This is a genomic window from Pseudomonas shirazensis (assembly GCF_050496565.1).
GTDB classification, from domain to species: Bacteria; Pseudomonadota; Gammaproteobacteria; order Pseudomonadales; family Pseudomonadaceae; genus Aquipseudomonas; species Aquipseudomonas shirazensis_A.
In genome coordinates, this window is the sequence record NZ_JBNWAE010000011.1 from 60,418 (window position 1) to 80,406 (window position 19,989).

At 60.8% G+C, this 19,989-nt stretch carries 21 protein-coding genes; 16 read left to right on the forward strand and 5 right to left on the reverse strand.

Features of this window, described 5'->3' with window-relative positions; genetic code table 11:
• Positions 1–2: 2 nt before the first annotated feature.
• Entirely contained in the window at positions 3–1,235 is a 1,233-nt protein-coding gene (locus tag ACQZ2L_RS16950; protein ID WP_103436616.1) for a 3-methyl-2-oxobutanoate dehydrogenase (2-methylpropanoyl-transferring) subunit alpha, read from the reverse strand.
• Between the two features lie 197 nt (positions 1,236–1,432).
• On the opposite strand from ACQZ2L_RS16950, the gene bkdR reads away from it, so the two are divergent.
• Positions 1,433–1,918: a Bkd operon transcriptional regulator BkdR gene (bkdR, locus tag ACQZ2L_RS16955; protein ID WP_054891915.1), complete on the forward strand. Its 486-nt coding sequence runs from the start codon at positions 1,433–1,435 to the stop codon at positions 1,916–1,918.
• Between the two features lie 151 nt (positions 1,919–2,069).
• On the forward strand, positions 2,070–3,389 hold the full coding sequence (locus ACQZ2L_RS16960; protein WP_430327059.1) for an MFS transporter: 1,320 nt from the start codon (positions 2,070–2,072) through the stop codon (positions 3,387–3,389).
• Positions 3,390–3,456: 67 nt separating this feature from the next.
• Here ACQZ2L_RS16960 and ACQZ2L_RS16965 read toward each other — a convergent pair whose 3' ends face one another.
• From ACQZ2L_RS16965 to flgA, 4 genes are all read right to left on the reverse strand, one after another.
• The gene (locus ACQZ2L_RS16965) at positions 3,457–4,200 is read right to left on the reverse strand and encodes a flagellar brake protein (RefSeq protein ID WP_430327060.1); all 744 of its coding nucleotides are present in this window, start codon (positions 4,198–4,200) and stop codon (positions 3,457–3,459) included.
• 79 nt (positions 4,201–4,279) lie between these two features.
• Complete coding sequence (locus tag ACQZ2L_RS16970) at positions 4,280–4,747, reverse strand: flagella synthesis protein FlgN (RefSeq protein ID WP_430327061.1); 468 nt, start codon at positions 4,745–4,747, stop codon at positions 4,280–4,282.
• Between the two features lie 48 nt (positions 4,748–4,795).
• On the reverse strand, positions 4,796–5,107 hold the full coding sequence (flgM, locus tag ACQZ2L_RS16975) for a flagellar biosynthesis anti-sigma factor FlgM (RefSeq protein WP_430327062.1): 312 nt from the start codon (positions 5,105–5,107) through the stop codon (positions 4,796–4,798).
• A gap of 151 nt (positions 5,108–5,258) precedes the next feature.
• The gene (gene flgA, locus ACQZ2L_RS16980; RefSeq protein ID WP_430327063.1) at positions 5,259–6,011 is read right to left on the reverse strand and encodes a flagellar basal body P-ring formation chaperone FlgA; all 753 of its coding nucleotides are present in this window, start codon (positions 6,009–6,011) and stop codon (positions 5,259–5,261) included.
• A gap of 65 nt (positions 6,012–6,076) precedes the next feature.
• Between flgA and ACQZ2L_RS16985 the strand changes: the two genes are divergently transcribed.
• From ACQZ2L_RS16985 to ACQZ2L_RS17050, 14 genes are all read left to right on the forward strand, one after another.
• On the forward strand, positions 6,077–7,006 hold the full coding sequence (locus ACQZ2L_RS16985) for a chemotaxis protein CheV (protein WP_430327064.1): 930 nt from the start codon (positions 6,077–6,079) through the stop codon (positions 7,004–7,006).
• A gap of 49 nt (positions 7,007–7,055) precedes the next feature.
• Complete coding sequence (cheR, locus tag ACQZ2L_RS16990) at positions 7,056–7,883, forward strand: protein-glutamate O-methyltransferase CheR (RefSeq protein WP_103436621.1); 828 nt, start codon at positions 7,056–7,058, stop codon at positions 7,881–7,883.
• A 355-nt stretch (positions 7,884–8,238) separates the two neighbouring features.
• Positions 8,239–8,646: a flagellar basal body rod protein FlgB gene (gene flgB, locus ACQZ2L_RS16995; protein ID WP_430327065.1), complete on the forward strand. Its 408-nt coding sequence runs from the start codon at positions 8,239–8,241 to the stop codon at positions 8,644–8,646.
• Between the two features lie 2 nt (positions 8,647–8,648).
• Positions 8,649–9,092 carry a flagellar basal body rod protein FlgC gene (gene flgC, locus ACQZ2L_RS17000; protein ID WP_314875913.1) on the forward strand — a complete coding sequence of 148 codons (444 nt, stop codon included), beginning with the start codon at positions 8,649–8,651 and terminating at the stop codon, positions 9,090–9,092.
• Positions 9,093–9,107: 15 nt separating this feature from the next.
• Complete coding sequence (gene flgD, locus ACQZ2L_RS17005) at positions 9,108–9,809, forward strand: flagellar hook assembly protein FlgD (protein WP_430327066.1); 702 nt, start codon at positions 9,108–9,110, stop codon at positions 9,807–9,809.
• Between the two features lie 27 nt (positions 9,810–9,836).
• On the forward strand, positions 9,837–11,186 hold the full coding sequence (gene flgE, locus ACQZ2L_RS17010) for a flagellar hook protein FlgE (protein WP_430327067.1): 1,350 nt from the start codon (positions 9,837–9,839) through the stop codon (positions 11,184–11,186).
• A 68-nt stretch (positions 11,187–11,254) separates the two neighbouring features.
• On the forward strand, positions 11,255–11,440 hold the full coding sequence (locus ACQZ2L_RS17015; RefSeq protein ID WP_430327068.1) for a hypothetical protein: 186 nt from the start codon (positions 11,255–11,257) through the stop codon (positions 11,438–11,440).
• A 180-nt stretch (positions 11,441–11,620) separates the two neighbouring features.
• Positions 11,621–12,361, forward strand: coding sequence for a flagellar basal body rod protein FlgF (locus ACQZ2L_RS17020; RefSeq protein ID WP_430327069.1), 741 nt, complete (start codon positions 11,621–11,623; stop codon positions 12,359–12,361).
• 46 nt (positions 12,362–12,407) lie between these two features.
• Entirely contained in the window at positions 12,408–13,193 is a 786-nt protein-coding gene (gene flgG, locus ACQZ2L_RS17025) for a flagellar basal-body rod protein FlgG (protein WP_101317777.1), read from the forward strand.
• 47 nt (positions 13,194–13,240) lie between these two features.
• Positions 13,241–13,936, forward strand: coding sequence for a flagellar basal body L-ring protein FlgH (gene flgH / locus ACQZ2L_RS17030; RefSeq protein WP_103436628.1), 696 nt, complete (start codon positions 13,241–13,243; stop codon positions 13,934–13,936).
• Between the two features lie 12 nt (positions 13,937–13,948).
• Positions 13,949–15,058 carry a flagellar basal body P-ring protein FlgI gene (locus ACQZ2L_RS17035; protein WP_430327070.1) on the forward strand — a complete coding sequence of 370 codons (1,110 nt, stop codon included), beginning with the start codon at positions 13,949–13,951 and terminating at the stop codon, positions 15,056–15,058.
• Positions 15,059–15,069: 11 nt separating this feature from the next.
• Complete coding sequence (flgJ, locus tag ACQZ2L_RS17040) at positions 15,070–16,266, forward strand: flagellar assembly peptidoglycan hydrolase FlgJ (RefSeq protein ID WP_430327071.1); 1,197 nt, start codon at positions 15,070–15,072, stop codon at positions 16,264–16,266.
• A gap of 12 nt (positions 16,267–16,278) precedes the next feature.
• The gene (gene flgK / locus ACQZ2L_RS17045; protein ID WP_430327072.1) at positions 16,279–18,318 is read left to right on the forward strand and encodes a flagellar hook-associated protein FlgK; all 2,040 of its coding nucleotides are present in this window, start codon (positions 16,279–16,281) and stop codon (positions 18,316–18,318) included.
• A 13-nt stretch (positions 18,319–18,331) separates the two neighbouring features.
• The gene (locus ACQZ2L_RS17050) at positions 18,332–19,921 is read left to right on the forward strand and encodes a flagellar hook-associated protein 3 (protein ID WP_430327073.1); all 1,590 of its coding nucleotides are present in this window, start codon (positions 18,332–18,334) and stop codon (positions 19,919–19,921) included.
• Positions 19,922–19,989 lie beyond the last annotated feature (68 nt).

Genomic DNA, 19,989 nt, shown 5'->3' on the forward strand with positions numbered 1-19,989 from the left:
GTTCAGACCCCCAGCTCTTGGCGCTGACGGCGCAGGTGCTCAGGCATTTCCTTGTACACGTCCTCGAACATCGAGGCGGCACTGGGGATCTGGCCATTGCTCATGGTGCCGTACTGTTCGGCTTGCTTCTGTGCCTTGATCACTTCGGCTTCGAACTCGGCAGTGACCGCCTGATGCTCTTCTTCGGACCACTGGCCGATGTGAATCATGTGCTGCTTGAGGCGGGCGATCGGGTCGCCCAGCGGGAAGTGGCTCCAGTCATCGGCAGGGCGGTACTTGGAAGGGTCATCCGAGGTCGAGTGTGGGCCCGCGCGGTATGTGACCCATTCGATCAGGGTTGGGCCAAGGCCACGGCGGGCGCGTTCAGCGGCCCAGCGCGAGGCGGCGTACACCGCAACGAAGTCGTTGCCGTCGACGCGCAGCGAGGCAATACCGCAGCCAACCCCACGGCCGGCAAAGGTGGTCGACTCACCACCGGCGATTGCCTGGAAGGTCGAGATCGCCCACTGGTTGTTGACCACGTTGAGAATCACCGGCGCACGGTAGACGTGGGCAAAGGTCAGGGCAGTGTGGAAGTCCGACTCGGCGGTAGCGCCGTCGCCGATCCAGGCCGAGGCGATCTTGGTATCGCCCTTGATCGCCGAGGCCATCGCCCAGCCGACGGCCTGGACGAACTGGGTGGCGAGGTTGCCGCTGATGGTGAAGAAGCCGGCCTCGCGCACCGAGTACATGATCGGCAGCTGACGGCCCTTGAGCGGGTCGCGCTCGTTGGACAGCAGCTGGCAGATCATGTCGACCAGCGACACGTCACGGGCCATCAGGATGCTTTGCTGGCGGTAGGTCGGAAAGCACATGTCGCTGCGGTTCAGCGCCAGCGCCTGAGCGCTGCCGATGGCTTCTTCGCCCAGGCTTTGCATATAGAAGGACATCTTCTTCTGGCGCTGGGCAACCACCATGCGGCTGTCGAAGATACGCGTCTTGAGCATGGCGCGCATACCCTGACGCAGGATCTGCGGGTCGATGTCGGCAGCCCATGGGCCAACGGCGTTGCCATGCTCATCGAGCACGCGCACCAGGCTGTTGGACAGGTCTGCGGTTTCGGCAGGCTCGACATCGATGGGGGGCTTGCGCACCTGGCCTGCATCGTTCAGACGCAGGTAGGAAAAATCAGTCTGGCAGCCTGGCCGGCCGGTAGGCTCGGGCACATGCAAACGCAGGGGGGCGTACTCGTTCATGCTGTTTACGCTCGCTCGAATATTGTTTTTGTGAGCTTTGAAGCGGTCGCCACTGAATGCCGGCTCGTGACCAGCAGGTCAGTGCTGACTACATGGTAGTGGGAGCGCAGGAGAATATTTCTCTCTTGTTGATTGCCTTTGCGCGCAGGCCCAGATAAACATTCCGCATAAACACAAAAAACTGGTGATTTTGTCTCATGCGCAAACTAGATCGGACCGATATAGGCATTCTCAACAGCCTGCAGGAAAACGCCCGCATCACCAACGCCGAGCTGGCCCGCTCGGTCAACCTGTCACCGACGCCGTGCTTCAATCGGGTCAAGGCCATGGAAGAGCTAGGCGTGATTCGCCAGCAAGTGACCTTGCTCTCGCCTGAGGTGCTGGGGTTGGACGTTAATGTGTTCATCCATGTCAGCCTGGAAAAGCAGGTCGAGCAGTCGCTGCATCGGTTTGAGGAAGAGATCGCCGAGCGGCCCGAGGTGATGGAGTGCTACCTGATGACCGGTGATCCGGATTATCTGCTAAGGGTGTTGTTGCCGAGTATCCAGGCGCTGGAGCGGTTTCTCGACTACCTGACCCGCTTGCCGGGGGTAGCCAACATCCGCTCCAGCTTCGCCCTCAAGCAGGTGCGGTACAAAACGGCGCTGCCGCTGCCAGCCAATGGCATGACCTTGCGTGAATGAGATGGACGATGTGCGAGGGTGTACAGGAACTCTGCCGTGACCCTCCCATCGAAGCTAGACCTTTTTGCTGACTGCGGCCTGCAGCCCGGCCTGTTTGCCCTTATGCTTGCCAGCATACCCTCCACCTGAATCGGGAGCCCCTCAGGGACGCATGCGCCAGATCTGGAAGTCTTTTCGTTCACTGTACTTTGCCGCGCTGATGATGCTGATCGGCTCCGGCCTGCTGAGTACTTATCTGGCGCTGCGCCTGGCGGCCGAAAACGTCGACAGCCTGTGGGTGGGTGCCTTGATGGCGGCCAACTACTTTGGCCTGGCGCTGGGCGGCAAGATCGGCCACCGGTTGATCGCCCGGGTCGGGCATATCCGTGCCTACGCGACCTGCGCCGGTATCGTCGGCGCGGCGGTGCTGGGCCATGGCCTGACCGACCTGTTGCCGGTGTGGGTCGGGCTGCGGGTGATCGTCGGTCTGGGCATGATGTGTCAGTACATGGTCATCGAGAGCTGGCTCAATGAGCAGGCCGATGCCAAGCAGCGCGGTGCCGTGTTCAGCGGCTACATGATCGCCTCGTATCTGGGCCTGGTGCTGGGTCAGTTGATTCTGGTTGTGCACCCCGAACTTGGCCCTGAGCTGTTGATGCTGGTGGCCATGTGCTTCGCCCTGTGCCTGGTGCCTGTGGCGATGACCCGGCGCATTCACCCGGCGCCGTTGCATCCAGCGCCGATGGAGCCGAAGTTCTTCATCAAGCGCGTGCCGCAGTCGCTGAGTACCGTGCTGAGCGCGGGGCTGATCGTCGGCTCGTTCTACGGTCTGGCGCCGCTGTACGCTTCCAATCAAGGCCTGAGCACCGAGCAGATCGGTCTGTTCATGGGTTGCTGCATCTTTGCCGGGTTGCTGGTGCAGTGGCCGCTGGGCTGGTTGTCCGACCGTTATGATCGCGCAGTGCTGATCCGCAGCGCGGCGGGCGGCCTGGCGTTGGCGGCGTTGCCGCTGGCGATCCTGCCCAGTGTGCCGCTGGAAGTGCTGTTTGCGGTTGGCTTTGTGATTTCGCTGTTGCAGTTCTGCCTGTATCCGCTGGCAGTGGCGTTTTCCAATGACCATGTCGAGAGCGAGCGGCGGGTGTCGCTGACTGCGATGTTGCTGGTTACCTACGGCGTGGGCGCCTGCATCGGGCCGTTGGCGGCAGGCGTGATGATGAAGCTGCTCGGGCCGCAGATGCTCTATGCATTCTTCCTGTTCTTCGCGCTGGTGCTGGTTTGGCGGATTCGGCCGAAGGCTGTTACTGGTTTGCACCAGGTGGAGGATGCGCCGCTCGGACACGTCGCGATGCCGGCGGCTGGCTCGCCATTGTCGGCGGCGCTCGACCCGCGGGTGGATGAGCAGACTGTGCAGGATGTGATGCAGACGCCGGTGGCGGCCGAGGATACCGAGGAGGATCAGGTTGGTCCGGAGGGCAGGCCTTCCGAGCTGTGAAGGTTCGGCGCGATCCGCTCCTACACAAGGCAAACTGCGTTTCATCCACAGGAGCAGGCGCAGAATCTCAGTAGTCGTCTTTATCGAACCGTCGCGCTTCACGCTGCAGCTGGTACACGAAGCTTTCGATCTTGCGCTGCGCCTGGCCACTCAGGTTGTGGAAGCGCACGCCAGCGAAGGTGGTATTGATGCGTTCTTCGAAGTGCAAATGACGCAGCTCGACCATCACGTCCACCAGCCCCAGCGGGTTGCCCGCCTTGAATCGCTCGTAAACCTGGCCCAACTGCAGACGCTCTTCAACGTTGCCTTCAAAACGCATCTTGCAGCCTGTGGCGGAGATATCCAGCAGCTTGCCACGCAGTGCGCCATTGCCTTTGATATGCGTGCCATCAAGGGTCACGTCGACCAGCTGCGACAGCTTCAGCGCGGCGCGGAACGCGTTGCGGCGCTGGTGGTAGACGACTTCTTCCGGCAGGGGGCCGCGGTAGCTGCGGTGGCCATCGACCTGGGTGATGGTCAGCGGTGTGTTGCATTCCCAGGCGATACGCACGCCGTCATGGAAGCCTTCAACACGGAACGGTTCGCCGTTCTCTATGAATTTTTCCCCGTCGCGCGGGATCATTTCATCCAGTGCCAGGCTGTTGCTGTCACGGTCAACATCCACCACATAGCTCTGGAACCGCTGGCTACGCTCGTGGAAGGTGATGATCAGCGGATCGTGGCTATCCAGCAGTTGACGCAAGTTGGCGACAATTTCCAAAGGGGTATTGAGCACCTTTGGCGGCTGGGGAGCATCGGATTCATTGAACACGGGTTATAAATCTCCAGGCAAAAACGACACACGCAATTAACGGCATTTTGCCAGTAGTACCGTGCAATGTCAGAAAAAATCACACTTGGCTGATAGCCCGCGGCTTTGCCAGCGGAGAGGTGGCGCCACGGCTGTCATACAGCGACGGAGAATCGCCGCCCATGAGGATGCGGATCTGATTGGAAGTGGCGTGTTGCTGCACCTGGATGATCCGGCCATTGGTCTCGTTGACCTGTTGGCAGGTGTCCATCAGTTGGGTCAGCACGCCGAGCTGCTGCATGATCAGCTCGCCATTGGGCGAGAGGTCGGCAACTGCCTGCACACCGGCGCGATCCGCCGTGAGGCCGAGGCTGGTGAGCAGGTGGTTGCGGCGCTGGCCCTGCTGCTCGAGCAACACGATCAAAGATTGCTTGCGGGCGAGAATGGTCTCGAGCACCTCGATTTCGCGGCCATGCAGGGCGACTGCCTCGCTCTGTAGCAGCTCGAGCAGTTCCTGGGTAGGCGCGATGTCGTCTTCGATCAGTTGCAGCAGGGTTGTGTCGTGCATGGCTGGCTCTTTGGCTTGTAGCGTCCTTGAAGTCAGCGCGCCGAAGGCTTAGCGCTGAGCTTCGAAATCAAGCAATTTACTGGCGACCCGGCCGGCGTCGACCTGGTAGCTGCCATCGGCGATCGCCTGCTTCAACTCGGCCACGCGGGCGCTGTTGACGACGGGCTGGTCGCGCAGCTTGTCGCTGATCTTCTGCAACTGCTGTGCCTCTTGGCTGAAATGTACCGCTTCTCCGCTGACGCTGGAGCGCGCTGGCGCTTCGCTGGCTTCACCGCTTTTCTCGGTGCTGCCGGCCGCGGTGCCGCCTCGTACGCCGCCAACTGACGGCGAATTGTTCAAACGACTGAAGTCGATGACCATGATCAGAAACCTCTGGGTATTAAGACGCTTGCCATGTTTTCGGCCAACCCGAAGAAAACTTTAGGCACGAATACGAAGCTTCCTGTCAGCAAACTTCGCTACCCGATTTCTGACACAGTTTAGGTAATGCGGTTCCTTACCGCCAGCGCTGTTACATCGCGACTTCGACCTGGCCGGGGCCGGTAACGCGTGCCTTGACCACCCGTTTGGAGTTTAGGTTGCGCACCCTGATCTGTTCGCTGAAGCCGCCCTTGCTCAATGCTTCGCCGGGCATGCGTACGCTAAGGGTGCCGCTGCGGGCAACGATCACCACTTGATCACCCTTGCGGATCAGCTCTGCCTGTTCAAGGTGTTGCGGGGTCAGGACCTGGTCGAGCACCACCGGACGCATCAGTTTCATGCCCAGGGCCTGGTCCAGGCTGCCGAGAAATCCCTGGCTGAGGGTGCCGACGTCGCGCTCGCGCAGGGTCACGTCGTCCTCGCTGACCACGCTTTCGCGCTTGAGCGGGCGGGCCATGACCACCACTTCGCGAAACAGCCTGACCTGGGCGGGGACAAACACCGTCCACGGCGCCGCGCTGTCACAGCGTACACGTACCGTGACCCGGCCCAGCGGCTGCGCCGGGCTTTCCAGCGATGCATCCAGCGGCTGGCTGCACAATGGCATGCGCAGGCGCGGGTCGAGGTTGTTGACCTGGATCTCGTAACGCCCGGCAGTCTGGGTGGTCGCCAGATAATCTTCGACGGTGAATTCAAGAAACCCTTGGGTGACACCGATAAGCTGTTCAGGCAAGGTTACCGCGTCGGCCAGCGCCCGAGCGCCAGATGCCAGCAGGCACAGCGCGGCCAGATTAATGGCCAGCAGGCGAGTCAGTCGTCGGGAAAATGTCGTTTTAATGTACATGACGCTCAAAAAAGCAAAGCCCGTGCCGACTTTAACAAGAAGGCAGAAACGATAAGGAGTCTGGCATGGCTGGTGTTATGGATTCGGTCAACCAGCGCACGCAGCTGGTTGGGCAGAATCGTCTGGAACTGCTGCTGTTTCGCCTCAATGGCGCGCAGTTATATGGGATCAACGTGTTCAAGGTGCGTGAGGTGCTGCAGTGCCCGGCGTTGACCCTGTTGCCCAAGTCGCACCCAGTGGTGCGCGGCGTCGCCAATATTCGCGGCGCGACCATTCCGATTCTTGACCTGTCGATGGCGACCGGCCTGCCGGGTCTGCAGGAAGATATCCGCAACAGTTTCGTGATCATCACCGAGTACAACACCAAGACGCAGGGCTTTTTGGTGCATTCGGTCGAACGCATCGTCAACATGAACTGGGAAGAGATCCATCCGCCACCCAAGGGTACTGGTCGCGACCATTATCTGACGGCAGTGACCCGGGTCGACAATCGCATGGTCGAGATCATCGACGTGGAGAAGGTGTTGGCAGAAGTTGCGCCATCGTCCGAGTCGGTGTCTGTCGGCGTGGTCGACCAGGAGGTGCACAGCAAAGCGGTGTCGCTGCGGGTGTTGACGGTGGATGACTCGTCGGTGGCGCGCAAACAGGTCAGCCGTTGCCTGCAGACGGTCGGGGTCGAGGTGATCGCCCTCAATGATGGCCGTCAGGCGCTGGATTACCTGCGCAAGCTGGCCGATGAGGGCAAGCGTCCGGAAGAAGAATTCCTGATGATGATTTCTGACATCGAGATGCCGGAAATGGACGGCTATACCCTGACGGCGGCAATCCGTAGTGATCCGCGCATGCAACAATTGCACATCGTCCTGCATACTTCGTTGTCTGGGGTGTTCAACCAGGCCATGGTCAAGAAGGTCGGGGCCGATGATTTCCTGGCCAAGTTCCGGCCGGACGATCTCGCTCAGCGGGTCGTTGACCGGATCAAGGCTACGCATTAAACCGGTCGGGGTACGCCCCGGCCTCAGCGATTGAAAAGAGGCGGTTGCATTGTCTACGGGTAATTTGGATTTCGAACAGTTCCGGGTCTTCCTGGAAAAAGCCTGTGGCATCCTGCTGGGCGAAAACAAGCAGTACCTGGTCTCCAGCCGTTTGAACAAGCTGATGGAGCAGCAGGGGATCAAGTCGCTCGGTGAGCTGGTGCAGCGTATCCAGACCCAGCCGCGCAGCGGTCTGCGTGAGCAGGTAGTCGATGCGATGACCACCAACGAAACACTGTGGTTTCGCGATACCTATCCGTTCGAAGTGTTGAAGAACAAGGTTATTCCGGAGTTCATCAAGGGCAATCCGGGGCAGCGCCTGCGCATCTGGTCGGCAGCCTGTTCGTCGGGGCAGGAGCCTTACTCGCTGTCGATGTCGATCGACGAGTTCGAGCGGGGCAACCTCGGCCAGCTGAAAATGGGCGCGCAGATTGTCGCGACCGATTTGTCGGGGACCATGCTGACCAACTGCAAGAGTGGCGAGTACGACAGCCTGTCGATTGCCCGTGGTTTGTCGCAGGAGCGTCTGCAGCGCTACTTCGATGTCAAGGCGCCGGGGCGTTGGGCGATCAAGGCGCCGATTCGCAGCCGGGTCGAGTTTCGTTCGTTCAACCTGCTCGACAGTTATGCGAGCCTGGGCAAGTTCGATGTGGTGTTCTGCCGGAACGTGCTGATTTACTTTTCGGCACAGGTGAAGCGCGACATCTTGCTGCGCATCCATGCCACGTTGAAGCCTGGCGGGTATTTGTTCCTTGGCGCGTCTGAAGCGCTCAACGGCTTGCCGGATCATTATCAGATGGTGCAGTGCAGCCCTGGGATTATCTACCAGGCCAAGTAATTGCCAGACGCGATCCGTGTAGGAGCGGCCTTGTGTCGCGAAGGGGGCGCGTAGCGGCCCTACATCTTCAGCTTCGCCGCCGACATCGCCGGGCCCGCTTTGCGGGCCTTTCGCGACACAAGGCCGCTCCTACAAGGAGCAGCGCTACTGGCGTCAATTTTTTGATTTGCCGCTTTTGCCGCCCAACTTTTGCCGCCCACCTCCCGTCAAGCGGAAGCAGTTTGCCGCTTTTCTGGCATACACACCCTGGTAAACCAGCCCAAAACCGCAGATCCCGTGCCTTCCAGCGCGTTGGCACAAGCCTTGCTATAACTTCGCCAACGTCACTCCGGCCCATCGGCGAAGGTTTGCATCCATGAGCATCAGTTTCGACAAAGCGCTTGGCATCCATGAAAAGGCCCTGGGTTTCCGCGCCCAGCGCGCAGAAGTCCTGGCCAACAACATCACCAACGCTGACACGCCCAACTACAAGGCGCGTGACATGGACTTTTCGTCGGTGCTGGCTGCCGAGAGCGACAAGCAGCAAAACGGCCGCTTCGCGCTTGACCGCACCAACACCCGCCACATCGATGCGCAAGGCCTGGCCATGGGTGACGACACCCTCAAGTACCGTACGCCGACGCAGCCGTCGATTGATCAGAACACCGTCGACGCCCAGATCGAGCAGGCCAACTACACCGAAAACGCGATCGGTTTCCAGGCCAGCTTCACCTTGCTCAACAGTAAATTCAAAGGGCTGGTATCGGCCCTGCGCGGAGAGTAACCATGTCCCTTGCCAACGTTTTCAATATCGCCGGTAGCGGCATGAGCGCGCAGAACACCCGCCTCAACACCGTCGCCTCGAACATCGCCAACGCCGAGACCGTCTCTTCGAGCATCGATCAGACCTACCGCGCACGTCATCCCGTGTTCGCCACCACCTTCCAGCAGGCCCAGGCCGGCATGGGTCAGTCGTTGTTCCAGGACCAGGGTGAAGCAGGGCAGGGCGTGCAGGTGACGGGCATCATCGAAGACCAGAGCAATCTGGAAGCCCGCTACCAGCCTAATCACCCGGCGGCCAACAAGGACGGTTACGTCTACTACCCGAACGTCAACGTGGTCGAGGAGATGGCTGACATGATCTCGGCGAACCGTTCGTTCCAGACCAACGCCGAGCTGATGAACACTGCCAAGACCATGATGCAGAAGGTACTGACCCTGGGTCAGTGATAAGGAATTCAGACCATGGCTATCAACAGTACCAACCTCAATGAAGTGATCGCAGCCTCTGGTGTCAGTACCGGCACCAAGAAAGCGGCCACTGACACCGCCTCCAAGACCGGCACCGATACGCTGGGCAAGGACGCGTTTCTGCAGTTGCTGGTTTCGCAGATGCAGCACCAGAACCCGCTTGAGCCACAGGGCAACGGCGAGTTCGTCGCGCAGCTGGCGCAGTTCAGTAGCCTCGAAGGCATCACCTCGCTGAACGAGTCGGTCAACACCATTACCAGCTCGCTCGGCTCGTCGCAGGCGCTGCAGGCGTCGTCCCTGGTGGGTCGCTCGGTGATCGTGCAGAACGACAAGGCCGTGGTCGACACCGCCGATAGCTTCAACGGCCAGTTCGTTGTGCCGCAAGCTGTCAGCGAGGCCAAGATCACGGTCAAGGACAAGGACGGCAATACCGTCAAGACCATCGAGCTGGGTGAGCAGAAAGCCGGTTACGCCGACTTCATTTGGGACGGCGCCAATGAGAAGGGTGTCAAGGTTGATCCGGGTACCTACACCTTTACTGCCAGCACTACCTATGAGGGCAAGGCGGTACAGATGAATACCCTGCTGCCGGCCAAGGTCACCAGCGTCAGTTTCAGCGCCAGTGGCGATATGGTGCTCAACCTTGCCGGCGTCGGCAAGGTCTCTCTTTCCGACGTACAAACCATCGGTATCTAAGGCCAGAACGGCACAAGGAGCAACAGCATGTCTTTCAATATCGGCCTTAGCGGTCTGTACGCAGCCAACAAGCAACTCGACGTCACCGGCAACAACATTGCCAACGTCAACACCAATGGCTTCAAGTCCTCGCGTACCGAGTTCGCCGACGTCTACGCCGGCGCCAACCGTCTGGGCGTGGGCAAGAACCAGATCGGCAATGGCGTGCGCCTGGCCGCGGTTTCCCAGCAGTTCAGCCAGGGTGATGTGAACAACACTGGCAACGTGCTCGATATGGGTATCCAGGGTCGCGGCTTCTTTGTTCTGTCCGACAACGGCACTCAGGTCTATACCCGTGCCGGTGCGTTCCAGAACAACAAAGACAACTTCGTGGTGACTTCAGACGGCCTGCGGCTGCAGGGTTATGCCGCTGATGCCACCGGCAAGATCCAGAAGGGTATCCTCACCGACCTGAAGATCGACACCTCGTCGCTGGCGCCAAAAGCCACCACGCTGATCGATCAGGGCATCAACCTGAACTCCTCGGCGACCTCGATCCCGCTGCCGGCTAACCCGCCTGGCGCGGGTGACATCGTCTTCGATCCGGCCGATGAAACCTCCTACACCAAGTCGTTCCCTACCAAGGTTTTTGACAGCCAGGGTAACGAGCACACCATGGAGCAGTTCTACCGCAAGACCGACAAGAACGAGTGGACCATGTACACCTTGGTCGACGGCCGTAACCCGATGGATCCGACCAGCACCGCACCGCTGGTAGGGACTGTCAGCTTCAACGAAGACGGTAGCGTTGCCTCGATGGCGGCCGATCAGACTGGCCTGCCAACCGGCGCTGAATGGAGTGTGACCAACAACGTCTTCTCCATGAAGGGCTGGATCCCGGCTGAAAAAGACGGTGCAGGCAACTGGGGTTCCAACGGTTCGGCCGGCAATGCCGATGGCATGCGTCTGTCGATGAACAGCACTACCTCGTACAACACCGAGACCGCGCGCATGTCGCAGTCGCAGGATGGTTACGCCACGGGTGTGCTGTCGAGCCTGAGCATCGATTCCACCGGCGTCATGTTCGCCAGCTTCAGCAACCAGCAGTCGCGGGCCATCGGCCAGGTGGCACTGGCCAGCTTTGCCAACGAGCAGGGCTTGCAGCAGATCGGCGGCACCCGCTGGACCGAGACCTTCGCGTCGGGCATTCCAGGTGTTGATTCGCCCAAGACTGGCACTCTGGGTGGCGTCGAGTCCAACTCGCTGGAAGCCTCCAACGTCAACCTGACCCAAGAGCTGGTAGAGCTGATCAAGGCGCAGAGCAACTACCAGGCGAACGCCAAGACCATCTCGACCGAGAGCACCATCATGCAGACCACGATTCAGATGGTCGGCTAAAACGCTGAGGTTGTGCGCTGAACGAGCCCCTTCATTGCAAGGGGTTCGTCGTTTCAAGCGGGGTGAACATGAGAAAACTGATCATTGCCAGCGCGGCGGTGCTGTATCTGCTGCAGGCGCAGGCGGGTACCGCGCCGTGGTGGCGTTGGGAGAGCCAGGTCGACGGCCGGCTGGTCTGTTCGCAGTGGTCGCCGGGCGAGGGCTGGAAGCGTTTTGCCGGGCCGTTCAACAACGCCGGTTGCCGCGAGTTGTAACCAATTGCCGTCGGCGGCAAGCAAGCGCCGGATATCCGGCGTGAGTATTTCCCCTTCATCGCCCAAGAGCCCGTAAACACGGGCTTTTTCATGCTTTGTAAAAGTTGGTTCGGAACTTGCTTTATTGCCTGCATAGCAGCGGCGAGCGGCAAGCAATCGCCAGTGCAGCGGAGGAAGACTGTGGACAAGATGCTTTACGTGGCCATGACCGGCGCCAGCCAGAACGCGCTGGCGCAAAAGGCCCATGCCAACAACCTGGCGAACGTTTCAACCAACGGTTTCCAGCGCGACCTGGAACAGGCGCGCTCGATTCCGGTGTTTGGCGACAGCTTTCCGTCGCGGGCGTTTGCGCTGTCCGAGCGGCCGGCCACCGACTTTACTGGCGGTGCGCTGGTCGAGACCGGCCGCGAGCTGGATGTTGCCGTGGCCGGCAATGGCTTCATCGCCGTGCAGGCCCCTGATGGCAGTGAAGCCTATGTACGCACTGGCAGCCTCAATATCGATGCCTTGGGCGTACTGCGCGCTGGTAATGGCATGCCGGTGATCGGCAATGGCGGCCCGATCGCCGTGCCGCCCGAGCAGAAGGTCGAGATCGGCGAAGACGGCACCATCAGCATTCGCGCCATGGGTGAAGACCCGCGGGTGATGGCCGAGGTCGACCGGATCAAGCTGGTCAACCCGGATATCAAAGGCCTGACCAAGGGCGTCGACGGCATGATCCATACCGCCAGCGGCCAGCCGGCGGATGCCGACATCAACGTCAAGGTGGTCTCGGGCTTCCTCGAGTCGAGCAACGTCAATGCGGTCGAGGAAATGACCTCGGTGCTGGCCTTGTCCCGCCAGTTCGAACTGCACGTGAAGATGATGAATACGGCCAAGGAAGGCGATGAAGCCATGGCTCGGGTTTTGCAAATCAGCTAATCAACTTTGAACGGGTGCCGAAAAACAGGCGCGCGAGGAGAACACTATGCTTCCGGCACTTTGGGTCGCCAAGACCGGTTTGTCCGCCCAGGACACCAACCTGACGGTCATTTCCAACAACCTGGCCAACGTTTCGACCACAGGTTTCAAGCGTGATCGCGCCGAATTCCAGGACCTGCTGTACCAGATCAAACGCCAGCCTGGCGCTCAGTCGACCCAGGACAGCGAGCTGCCTTCGGGCCTGCAGGTCGGTACCGGTGTGCGCATTGTTGGCACCCAGAAGAACTTCCAGACCGGCAGCCTGCAAACCACCGAGAACCCGCTCGACCTGGCTGTAAACGGTCGCGGCTTCTTCCAGGTCTTGCAGCCTGACGGCACCGTGTCCTACACCCGTGACGGTACCTTCCACCTGAACTCCGATGGCCAGGTAGTGACCGCCAACGGCTTTGCCCTGGAGCCTGCGATCGTCGTCCCCAACGACGCCCAGACCTTCACCGTGGGCCAGGACGGCACCGTGTCGATCACCACCGCCGGCAACCCGGCAGCGCAGATCATCGGCAACCTGCAGACGGCTGACTTCATCAACCCGGCAGGCCTGCAGGCAATGGGCAACAACCTGTTCCTGGAAACCGCTGCCAGCGGCGCACCCCAGGTCGGTACGCCTGGCCTGAACGGCTTTGGCACCACCCTGCAGCAGACCTTGGAAAACTCCAACGTCAGCACCGTGGAAGAGCTGGTCAACATGATCACCACCCAACGTGCCTACGAGATGAACTCCAAGGTCATCTCCACCGCCGACAAGATGCTCGGGTTCGTCACCCAGCAGCTGTAAACCTTAGGTCGCTGTTGCAGCGCCAGTTCTACCGTGAGGGAAGCGTCATGAGTCGTCTGTTGTCCGTATTCGCCCTGGGTGGGGCGGTGTTGTTGGCCGGTTGCGTCGCGCCGACGCCCAAGCCCAACGACCCGTACTACGCGCCGGTGTTGCCGCGCACCCCATTGCCGGCGTCGGCCAACAACGGCTCGATCTACCAGGCTGGTTTCGAACAGAACCTGTATGGCGACCGCAAGGCGTTCCGGGTCGGTGACATCATTACGATCACCCTCAACGAGCGTACTTCGGCCAGCAAGAGCGCCAACTCGCAGGTCGGCAAGGACAGCAAGGCCAACCTCGGTTTGACCTCGTTGTTCGGCGCCATCCCCAACACCAATAATCCGTTGGGCAGTGGTGACCTGTCGCTCGAGGCCGGCTACAGCGGTAGCCGCGCCACCAAGGGTGACAGCAAGGCGGCCCAAGGCAACACCTTGACCGGTTCGGTCACCGTTACCGTCGCGGAAGTCCTGCCCAACGGCATCATTGCCGTGCGTGGCGAGAAGTGGATGACGCTCAATACCGGCGACGAGCTGGTGCGGATTGCCGGGCTGGTGCGCGCCGATGACATTGCCACCGACAACACCGTGCCGTCGACCCGCGTTGCCGATGCGCGCATCACCTATTCGGGTACCGGCTCGTTTGCCGATGCCAGCCAGCCCGGTTGGCTGGACCGCTTCTTCCTCAGCCCGCTTTGGCCTTTCTGAGTACGGATGCCCATGCTTAATTTCAGGCAGCTGATTGCCGCTACCGTGCTTGCAACCTGTGCGTTCAGCGCCCACGCCGAGCGCCTCAAGGACATCGCCAGTATCTCCGGCGTGCGCACCAACCAGTTGATCGGTTATGGCCTGGTGGTCGGCTTGAACGGCACCGGTGACCAGACCACGCAGACCCCCTTCACCCTGCAGACCTTCAACAACATGCTCTCGCAGTTCGGCATCAAGGTGCCGCCAGGTTCGGGCAACGTACAGTTGAAGAACGTAGCCGCGGTGTCGATTCATGCGGACTTGCCGGCGTTTGCCAAACCGGGGCAGGTGGTGGATATCACCGTGTCGTCGATCGGTAACTCCAAGAGCCTGCGCGGCGGCAGCCTGCTGATGACCCCGCTCAAAGGTATCGATGGCAACGTCTACGCCATCGCCCAGGGCAACCTGGTGGTTGGCGGTTTTGACGCCGAAGGCCGCGATGGCTCGAAGATCACTGTCAACGTGCCCTCGGCTGGGCGCATCCCTGGCGGTGCCAGTGTCGAACGGGCCGTGCCGAGTGGTTTCAACCAGGGCAACAGCCTCACCTTGAACCTCAATCGCCCCGATTTCACCACCGCCAAGCGCATCGTCGACAAGGTCAACGAGCTACTCGGCCCAGGTGTTGCCCAGGCCCTCGATGGCGGTTCGGTGCGCGTCACCGCGCCGATGGACCCAAGCCAGCGTGTCGACTACCTGTCGATCCTGGAGAACCTCGAGATCGACCCGGGCCAGGCCGTTGCCAAGGTCATCATCAACTCGCGTACCGGCACTATCGTGATCGGTCAGAACGTCAAGGTTTCACCGGCTGCGGTGACCCACGGCAGCCTCACTGTGACCATTACCGAAGACCCGATCGTCAGCCAGCCGGGGGCGTTCTCCAATGGCCAGACGGCCGTGGTGCCACGCTCGCGGGTGAACGCCGAGCAGGAAGCCAAGCCGATGTTCAAGTTCGGCCCGGGCACCACGCTGGATGAGATTGTCCGAGCGGTCAATCAGGTCGGGGCAGCGCCCAGTGACTTGATGGCCATCCTTGAAGCGCTGAAACAGGCCGGTGCTCTGCAAGCCGACCTGATCGTGATTTGAGGACGTTTTAGATGAACTCCAAGAGTCTGGTTTCCAGCCAAGCCGACAGCGGTGCCTACACCGACCTCAACCGCCTGACCTCGCTCAAGCACGGTGATCGCGACAGTGAAGCGAACGTGCGCAAGGTCGCCCAGGAGTTCGAGTCGCTGTTCATCAGCGAGATGCTCAAGGCCTCGCGCAAGGCCAGTGACGTGCTCGCTGAAGACAACGAGCTGAACACCGAGACGGTCAAGCAGTACCGTGACATGTACGACCAGCAGCTGTCCGTGAGCATGTCCCGTGAAGGTGGCGGTATCGGCTTGCAGGATGTGCTGGTGCGGCAGTTGTCCAAGCAGAAGAACCCGGTCGCGACGCCCAACCCGTTCCTGCGCGGCGAGGGCGCAGGCCCGGCGCTGTGGGGGACCAAGGTGGCGACACCGGTACAGGGCGATACCAGCAGTGCCGCGCGCAATGACGTGGCCGCGCTCAATTCGCGGCGGTTGTCGCTGCCCGGCAAGCTGACCGATCGGCTGCTGGCCGGGATTGTACCGTCTGCCGGTAACCCCGCACTGGCCGGCACTGGCGCGGCATTGCCGGCGCGTGACGGGCAGCTGGTCAATGGCGTGGTCAAGGGCGACTGGGAGCCAGCGCAAGCGTTTGCTGCCGCCGATGGCGGTACGCGCATCCTCGGTCGGGCCATGGCTCAGCCACCGCTGGCGCCGAAAAGGGCCTTTGGCAACAGTGACGAATTCGTCTCGACCATGCTGCCAATGGCTGAACAAGCAGCCAAGCGCATCGGCATCGACCCGCGCTATCTGGTAGCCCAGGCCGCGCTGGAAACCGGCTGGGGCAAGTCGGTGATGCGCAACACCGACGGCAGCAGCAGCCACAACCTGTTCGGCATCAAGGCCACCGGCAGCTGGCAGGGCGGTGAAGCACGGGCGATCACCAGCGAGTTCCGCGATGGTGCCTTCGTCAAGGAGACGGCCGCGTTCCGTTCCTACGACTCGTATCAGGACAGCTTCCACGACCTGGTCAGCCTGCTGCAGAACAATTCGCGCTATCAAGATGCGGTCAAGTCAGCCGATAACCCAGAACAGTTTGTGCGAGAGCTGCAGAAGGCCGGGTATGCGACCGACCCGAACTACGCCAGCAAGATCTCGCAGATCGCTAAACAGATGAAGTCGTACGAGAGCTACGCAATGCTCGGTACCACCACGCAACGTTAAGGGTAGAGAACCATGGCGAGTTTGCTCAATATTGGCATGTCAGGGCTTGGAGCCGCACAGTCAGGGTTGTACACCCTGGGTAACAACATCGCCAATGCCGATGTCGAGAGCTATTCGCGCCAGCAGAACGTGCAGAAGACCAAGGGCGGCCAGCAGACTGGTCAGGTCTTCATCGGTACCGGCACCACGCTGGCCGACGTGCGTCGGGTGTACAACGCGTTCCTCGAGAACCAACTGCGCACCACCACCTCGCTGTCCAGCGATGCTACCTCTTACCTGAACCAGATCACGCCGCTGGATACCGCCCTGTCGAGCGCCGACACCGGTATCACTGCCGCCCTGCAGAGCTTTTTCAGCGCCATGCAGGACGCCTCGGCCAAGCCGACCGAAGACGCTTCGCGCCAGTTGCTGCTGACCAGCGCGCAGACCTTGGCCAAGCGCTTCAACACGCTGTCGGCACAGCTCAATCAGCAGAACAGCAACACCAACGCCAACATGGGTTCGCTGGCCACTCAGGTCAACAACCTGACCAAGACCATTGCCGATCTGAACGAGCAGATCTCCAAGGTCAGCGTGGTCACCGGCCAGCCCAACGATCTGCTCGACCAGCGTGACGGCGCAGTTCGCCAGCTGACGTCGCTGATCGGCGCCGATGTGGTCGAGCAGAAAAACGGCAACTACGACATCTACCTGAAAAACGGCCAGGCGCTGGTGCTGGGCAACACCACCCAGACCCTGGGCGTCGAGCCAACCGCGACCGACCCGACCCGCATGAGCCTGATCCTCAATCGCGGCTCGACCAAGATGGACATCACCAACAGCACCAGTGGTGGTGAGCTTGGTGGCCTGATTCGCTACCGCAAAGAGACGCTCGACCCTGCGCTCAACGAGCTCGGTCGGGTGGCGCTGGTGGTGGCCGACGCCATCAACAGCCAGCTGTCCCAAGGCATCGACAAGAACGGCAACTTCGGCGCCAGTCTGTTCGGCGACATCAACAGTGCCAAGGCCATCAGCGAGCGCAGTATTGCCAGGCAGGGCAACACCGGCACCGGCAATATCAACGTGACCATTGCCGATACCGGCAAGCTCGGCACCAGTGACTACCAGGTAAGCTTCAACAACCCGGCCAATCTGAAAGAGTACACCGTGCGCAAGCTGCCGGAAGGCACGGACATGGGTACGCACAACCTCGACGACGACCCGGCGCCGGTGTTCGACGGCTTCAGCTTGTCGGGTAACGGTGGCACCTACGCTGCCGGTGACAGCTTCAAGATCACCCCGACCCGTAACGCTGCCGCCAACATCGAGTCGGTGCTGACCGATCCCAAGCGCCTGGCCATGGCCTCGCCGCTGACCGCCACCAGCGGTTCGGGCAACAAGGGCACTGGCGTGATCACCCAGCCAACCCTTACCAGCAAGCTGGATATCTACGACGCAACCGAGCTCAACAAGCTGCAGACCGGCCTCAAGTACTCCACCCCGGTCAAGCTGGTGTTCGGCGATGACGGCGCTTCGCCGCAGAGCTACACCTTGTACAACGCCAAGGGTGATTCGATCGGTACCGGCACGATCATCCCGGGGCAGGACAATAAGCTGCAGTTGTCGGTGCCGCTGACCGATGCCAACGGCAACGCCCTGGGTGGCAACTTCAGCTTCGAGATGAACGTCAACGGCTCGCCAAAGAACGGTGACAGTTACAGCGTTGCATTGACGGGTTCAGGCTCGGCGGATAACCGCAATGCCCAGTCGGTACTCGACCTGCAAACCAAGTCCACCGTAGATGTGGGCGCCAACGGCAAGGGCATCAGCATCACCGACGCCTATGCCAAGTTGGTCTCCAACGTCGGCGGCAAGGCTGGCCAGGCGAAGATGGACAGCGATGCCACCGGAGCCTTACAGCAGTCGGCGCTGGACGGCCGCAATTCCCTGTCTGGTGTTTCGGTCGATGAAGAAACGGGCAACCTGATCAAATTCCAGCAGTACTACACCGCGTCGTCGCAGATCATCAAGGCGGCCCAGGAAACCTTCGCCACCTTGATCAACAGCCTTTAAGGAGCCGTAGACCGTGCGCATTTCCACTTCGCAGTTCTACAACACCAACAGCGCCAACTATCAGCGCAACTTCGCCAATCTGGACAAGACTCGGCAAGAGGCTTCCGACGGCTTGCGTATTCGCAGCGCTGCAGATGATCCGGTAGGCGCCGCGCGCCTGCTGCAGCTTGAGCAGCAACAGAACATGCTCAAGCAATACAGCGGCAATATCACCAATGTGCGTAATGCGCTGGGGACCACCGAGAGCACCCTGAACTCGATCGGCACCATTTTGCAGCGGGTCAACGAACTGGCGATCAGTTCCGGCAACGCCGGCTTCACCGACGCCGACCGCAAGGCCAATGCCGATGAGCTGTCGTCGCTGGAAGATCAATTATTCTCGCTGATGAACAGCAAGGACGAGAACGGCAAATACCTGTTCTCCGGCTCCAAAGGTGACACCCAGCCGTACGTGAAGAATGCCGATGGCACTTTCAGCTACCAAGGTGACCAGAGCAGCCTGGTCCTGCAGGTCGGCGACATGCTCAGCTTGGCGGCCAACGAGACTGGCTACAGTGCTTTTGAACAGGCGCTCAACACCAGCCGCACCGAGACGACTCAAACCGCGCCGAACCCGGATGATGGCCGAGTCAGCCTGTCCAACGGCCAGGTTGCCGGCAGTTCGGTGTTCAACGATCGCTTCCGCAGCGGTGAGCCCTACACTGTCGAGTTCGTCAGCAGCACGCAGATCAAGATCACTGCCGCCAACGGCGACGACGTCACCAGTGAAGCGACCCAGGGCGGCAAGTTCGATCCCAATGGTGACAACACCATGATCAACTTCCGCGGCGTAGACTTGCGCCTCGACATCAGCTTCAAGGCAGGTGACAGCGCCGACCCAGATGCGGCCATCAGCGGCCATACCTTCACCCTGGGGGCCAAGGCAGATACCGTCAGCGGTACGCGTAGCCCTGGCAACGGTGCAAGTGGCAGCCAACTTACAGGTGCCAGTATCACTGACCAGGACAAGTACAAGGCAGCGTTCCCTGGCAGCGGGGCCGTACTCAAGTTCTCCGCGACAGATCCAACCCAGTTCGAACTTTATGCCGCGCCTTACAGCGCCGACAGCCGCCCGATCGGCAGCGGCATATTGTCAGGTACGGGTGCCAACACGACCGCCACGGTGGCAGGCTTGACCTTCAAGTTTTCCACCGCGCCGGATGCCGGTGACTCGTTCGCGATCAAGGCCGACACCCACCAGACCCAGAACGTGCTCGACACCATCAGCCAGTTGCGCACCGCGCTGACCACGCCGATGGACAACGACCCAGTGGCCAGACAGAACTTCCTCGCCTCGCTGGATTCGGCGATCGGCAACATTGCCAGTGGTATCGACCAGGTCAGTTCGTCGATCAGCTCGATCGGCGGTCGTGGCCAGGCGCTGGACGTGCAGGCCGAGACCAACGAATCGCTGAGCACAGAAAACACCAAGACCCAGAGCTCGATCCGCGAAAGCGATCCGGCCGAGGTGATGATCCGCCTGCAAATGCAGAGCAACATGCTCCAGGCTTCGCTGCAGGCCTATGCCAAGGTTGCCGGGCTGTCGCTGCTCAACTACATCTGATCCCTCCCGCGTCAGCGCTCGCGCAGTGCCTGGTAATGGGCCCTGCGCGAACCTTCTCCCAGGTTCCC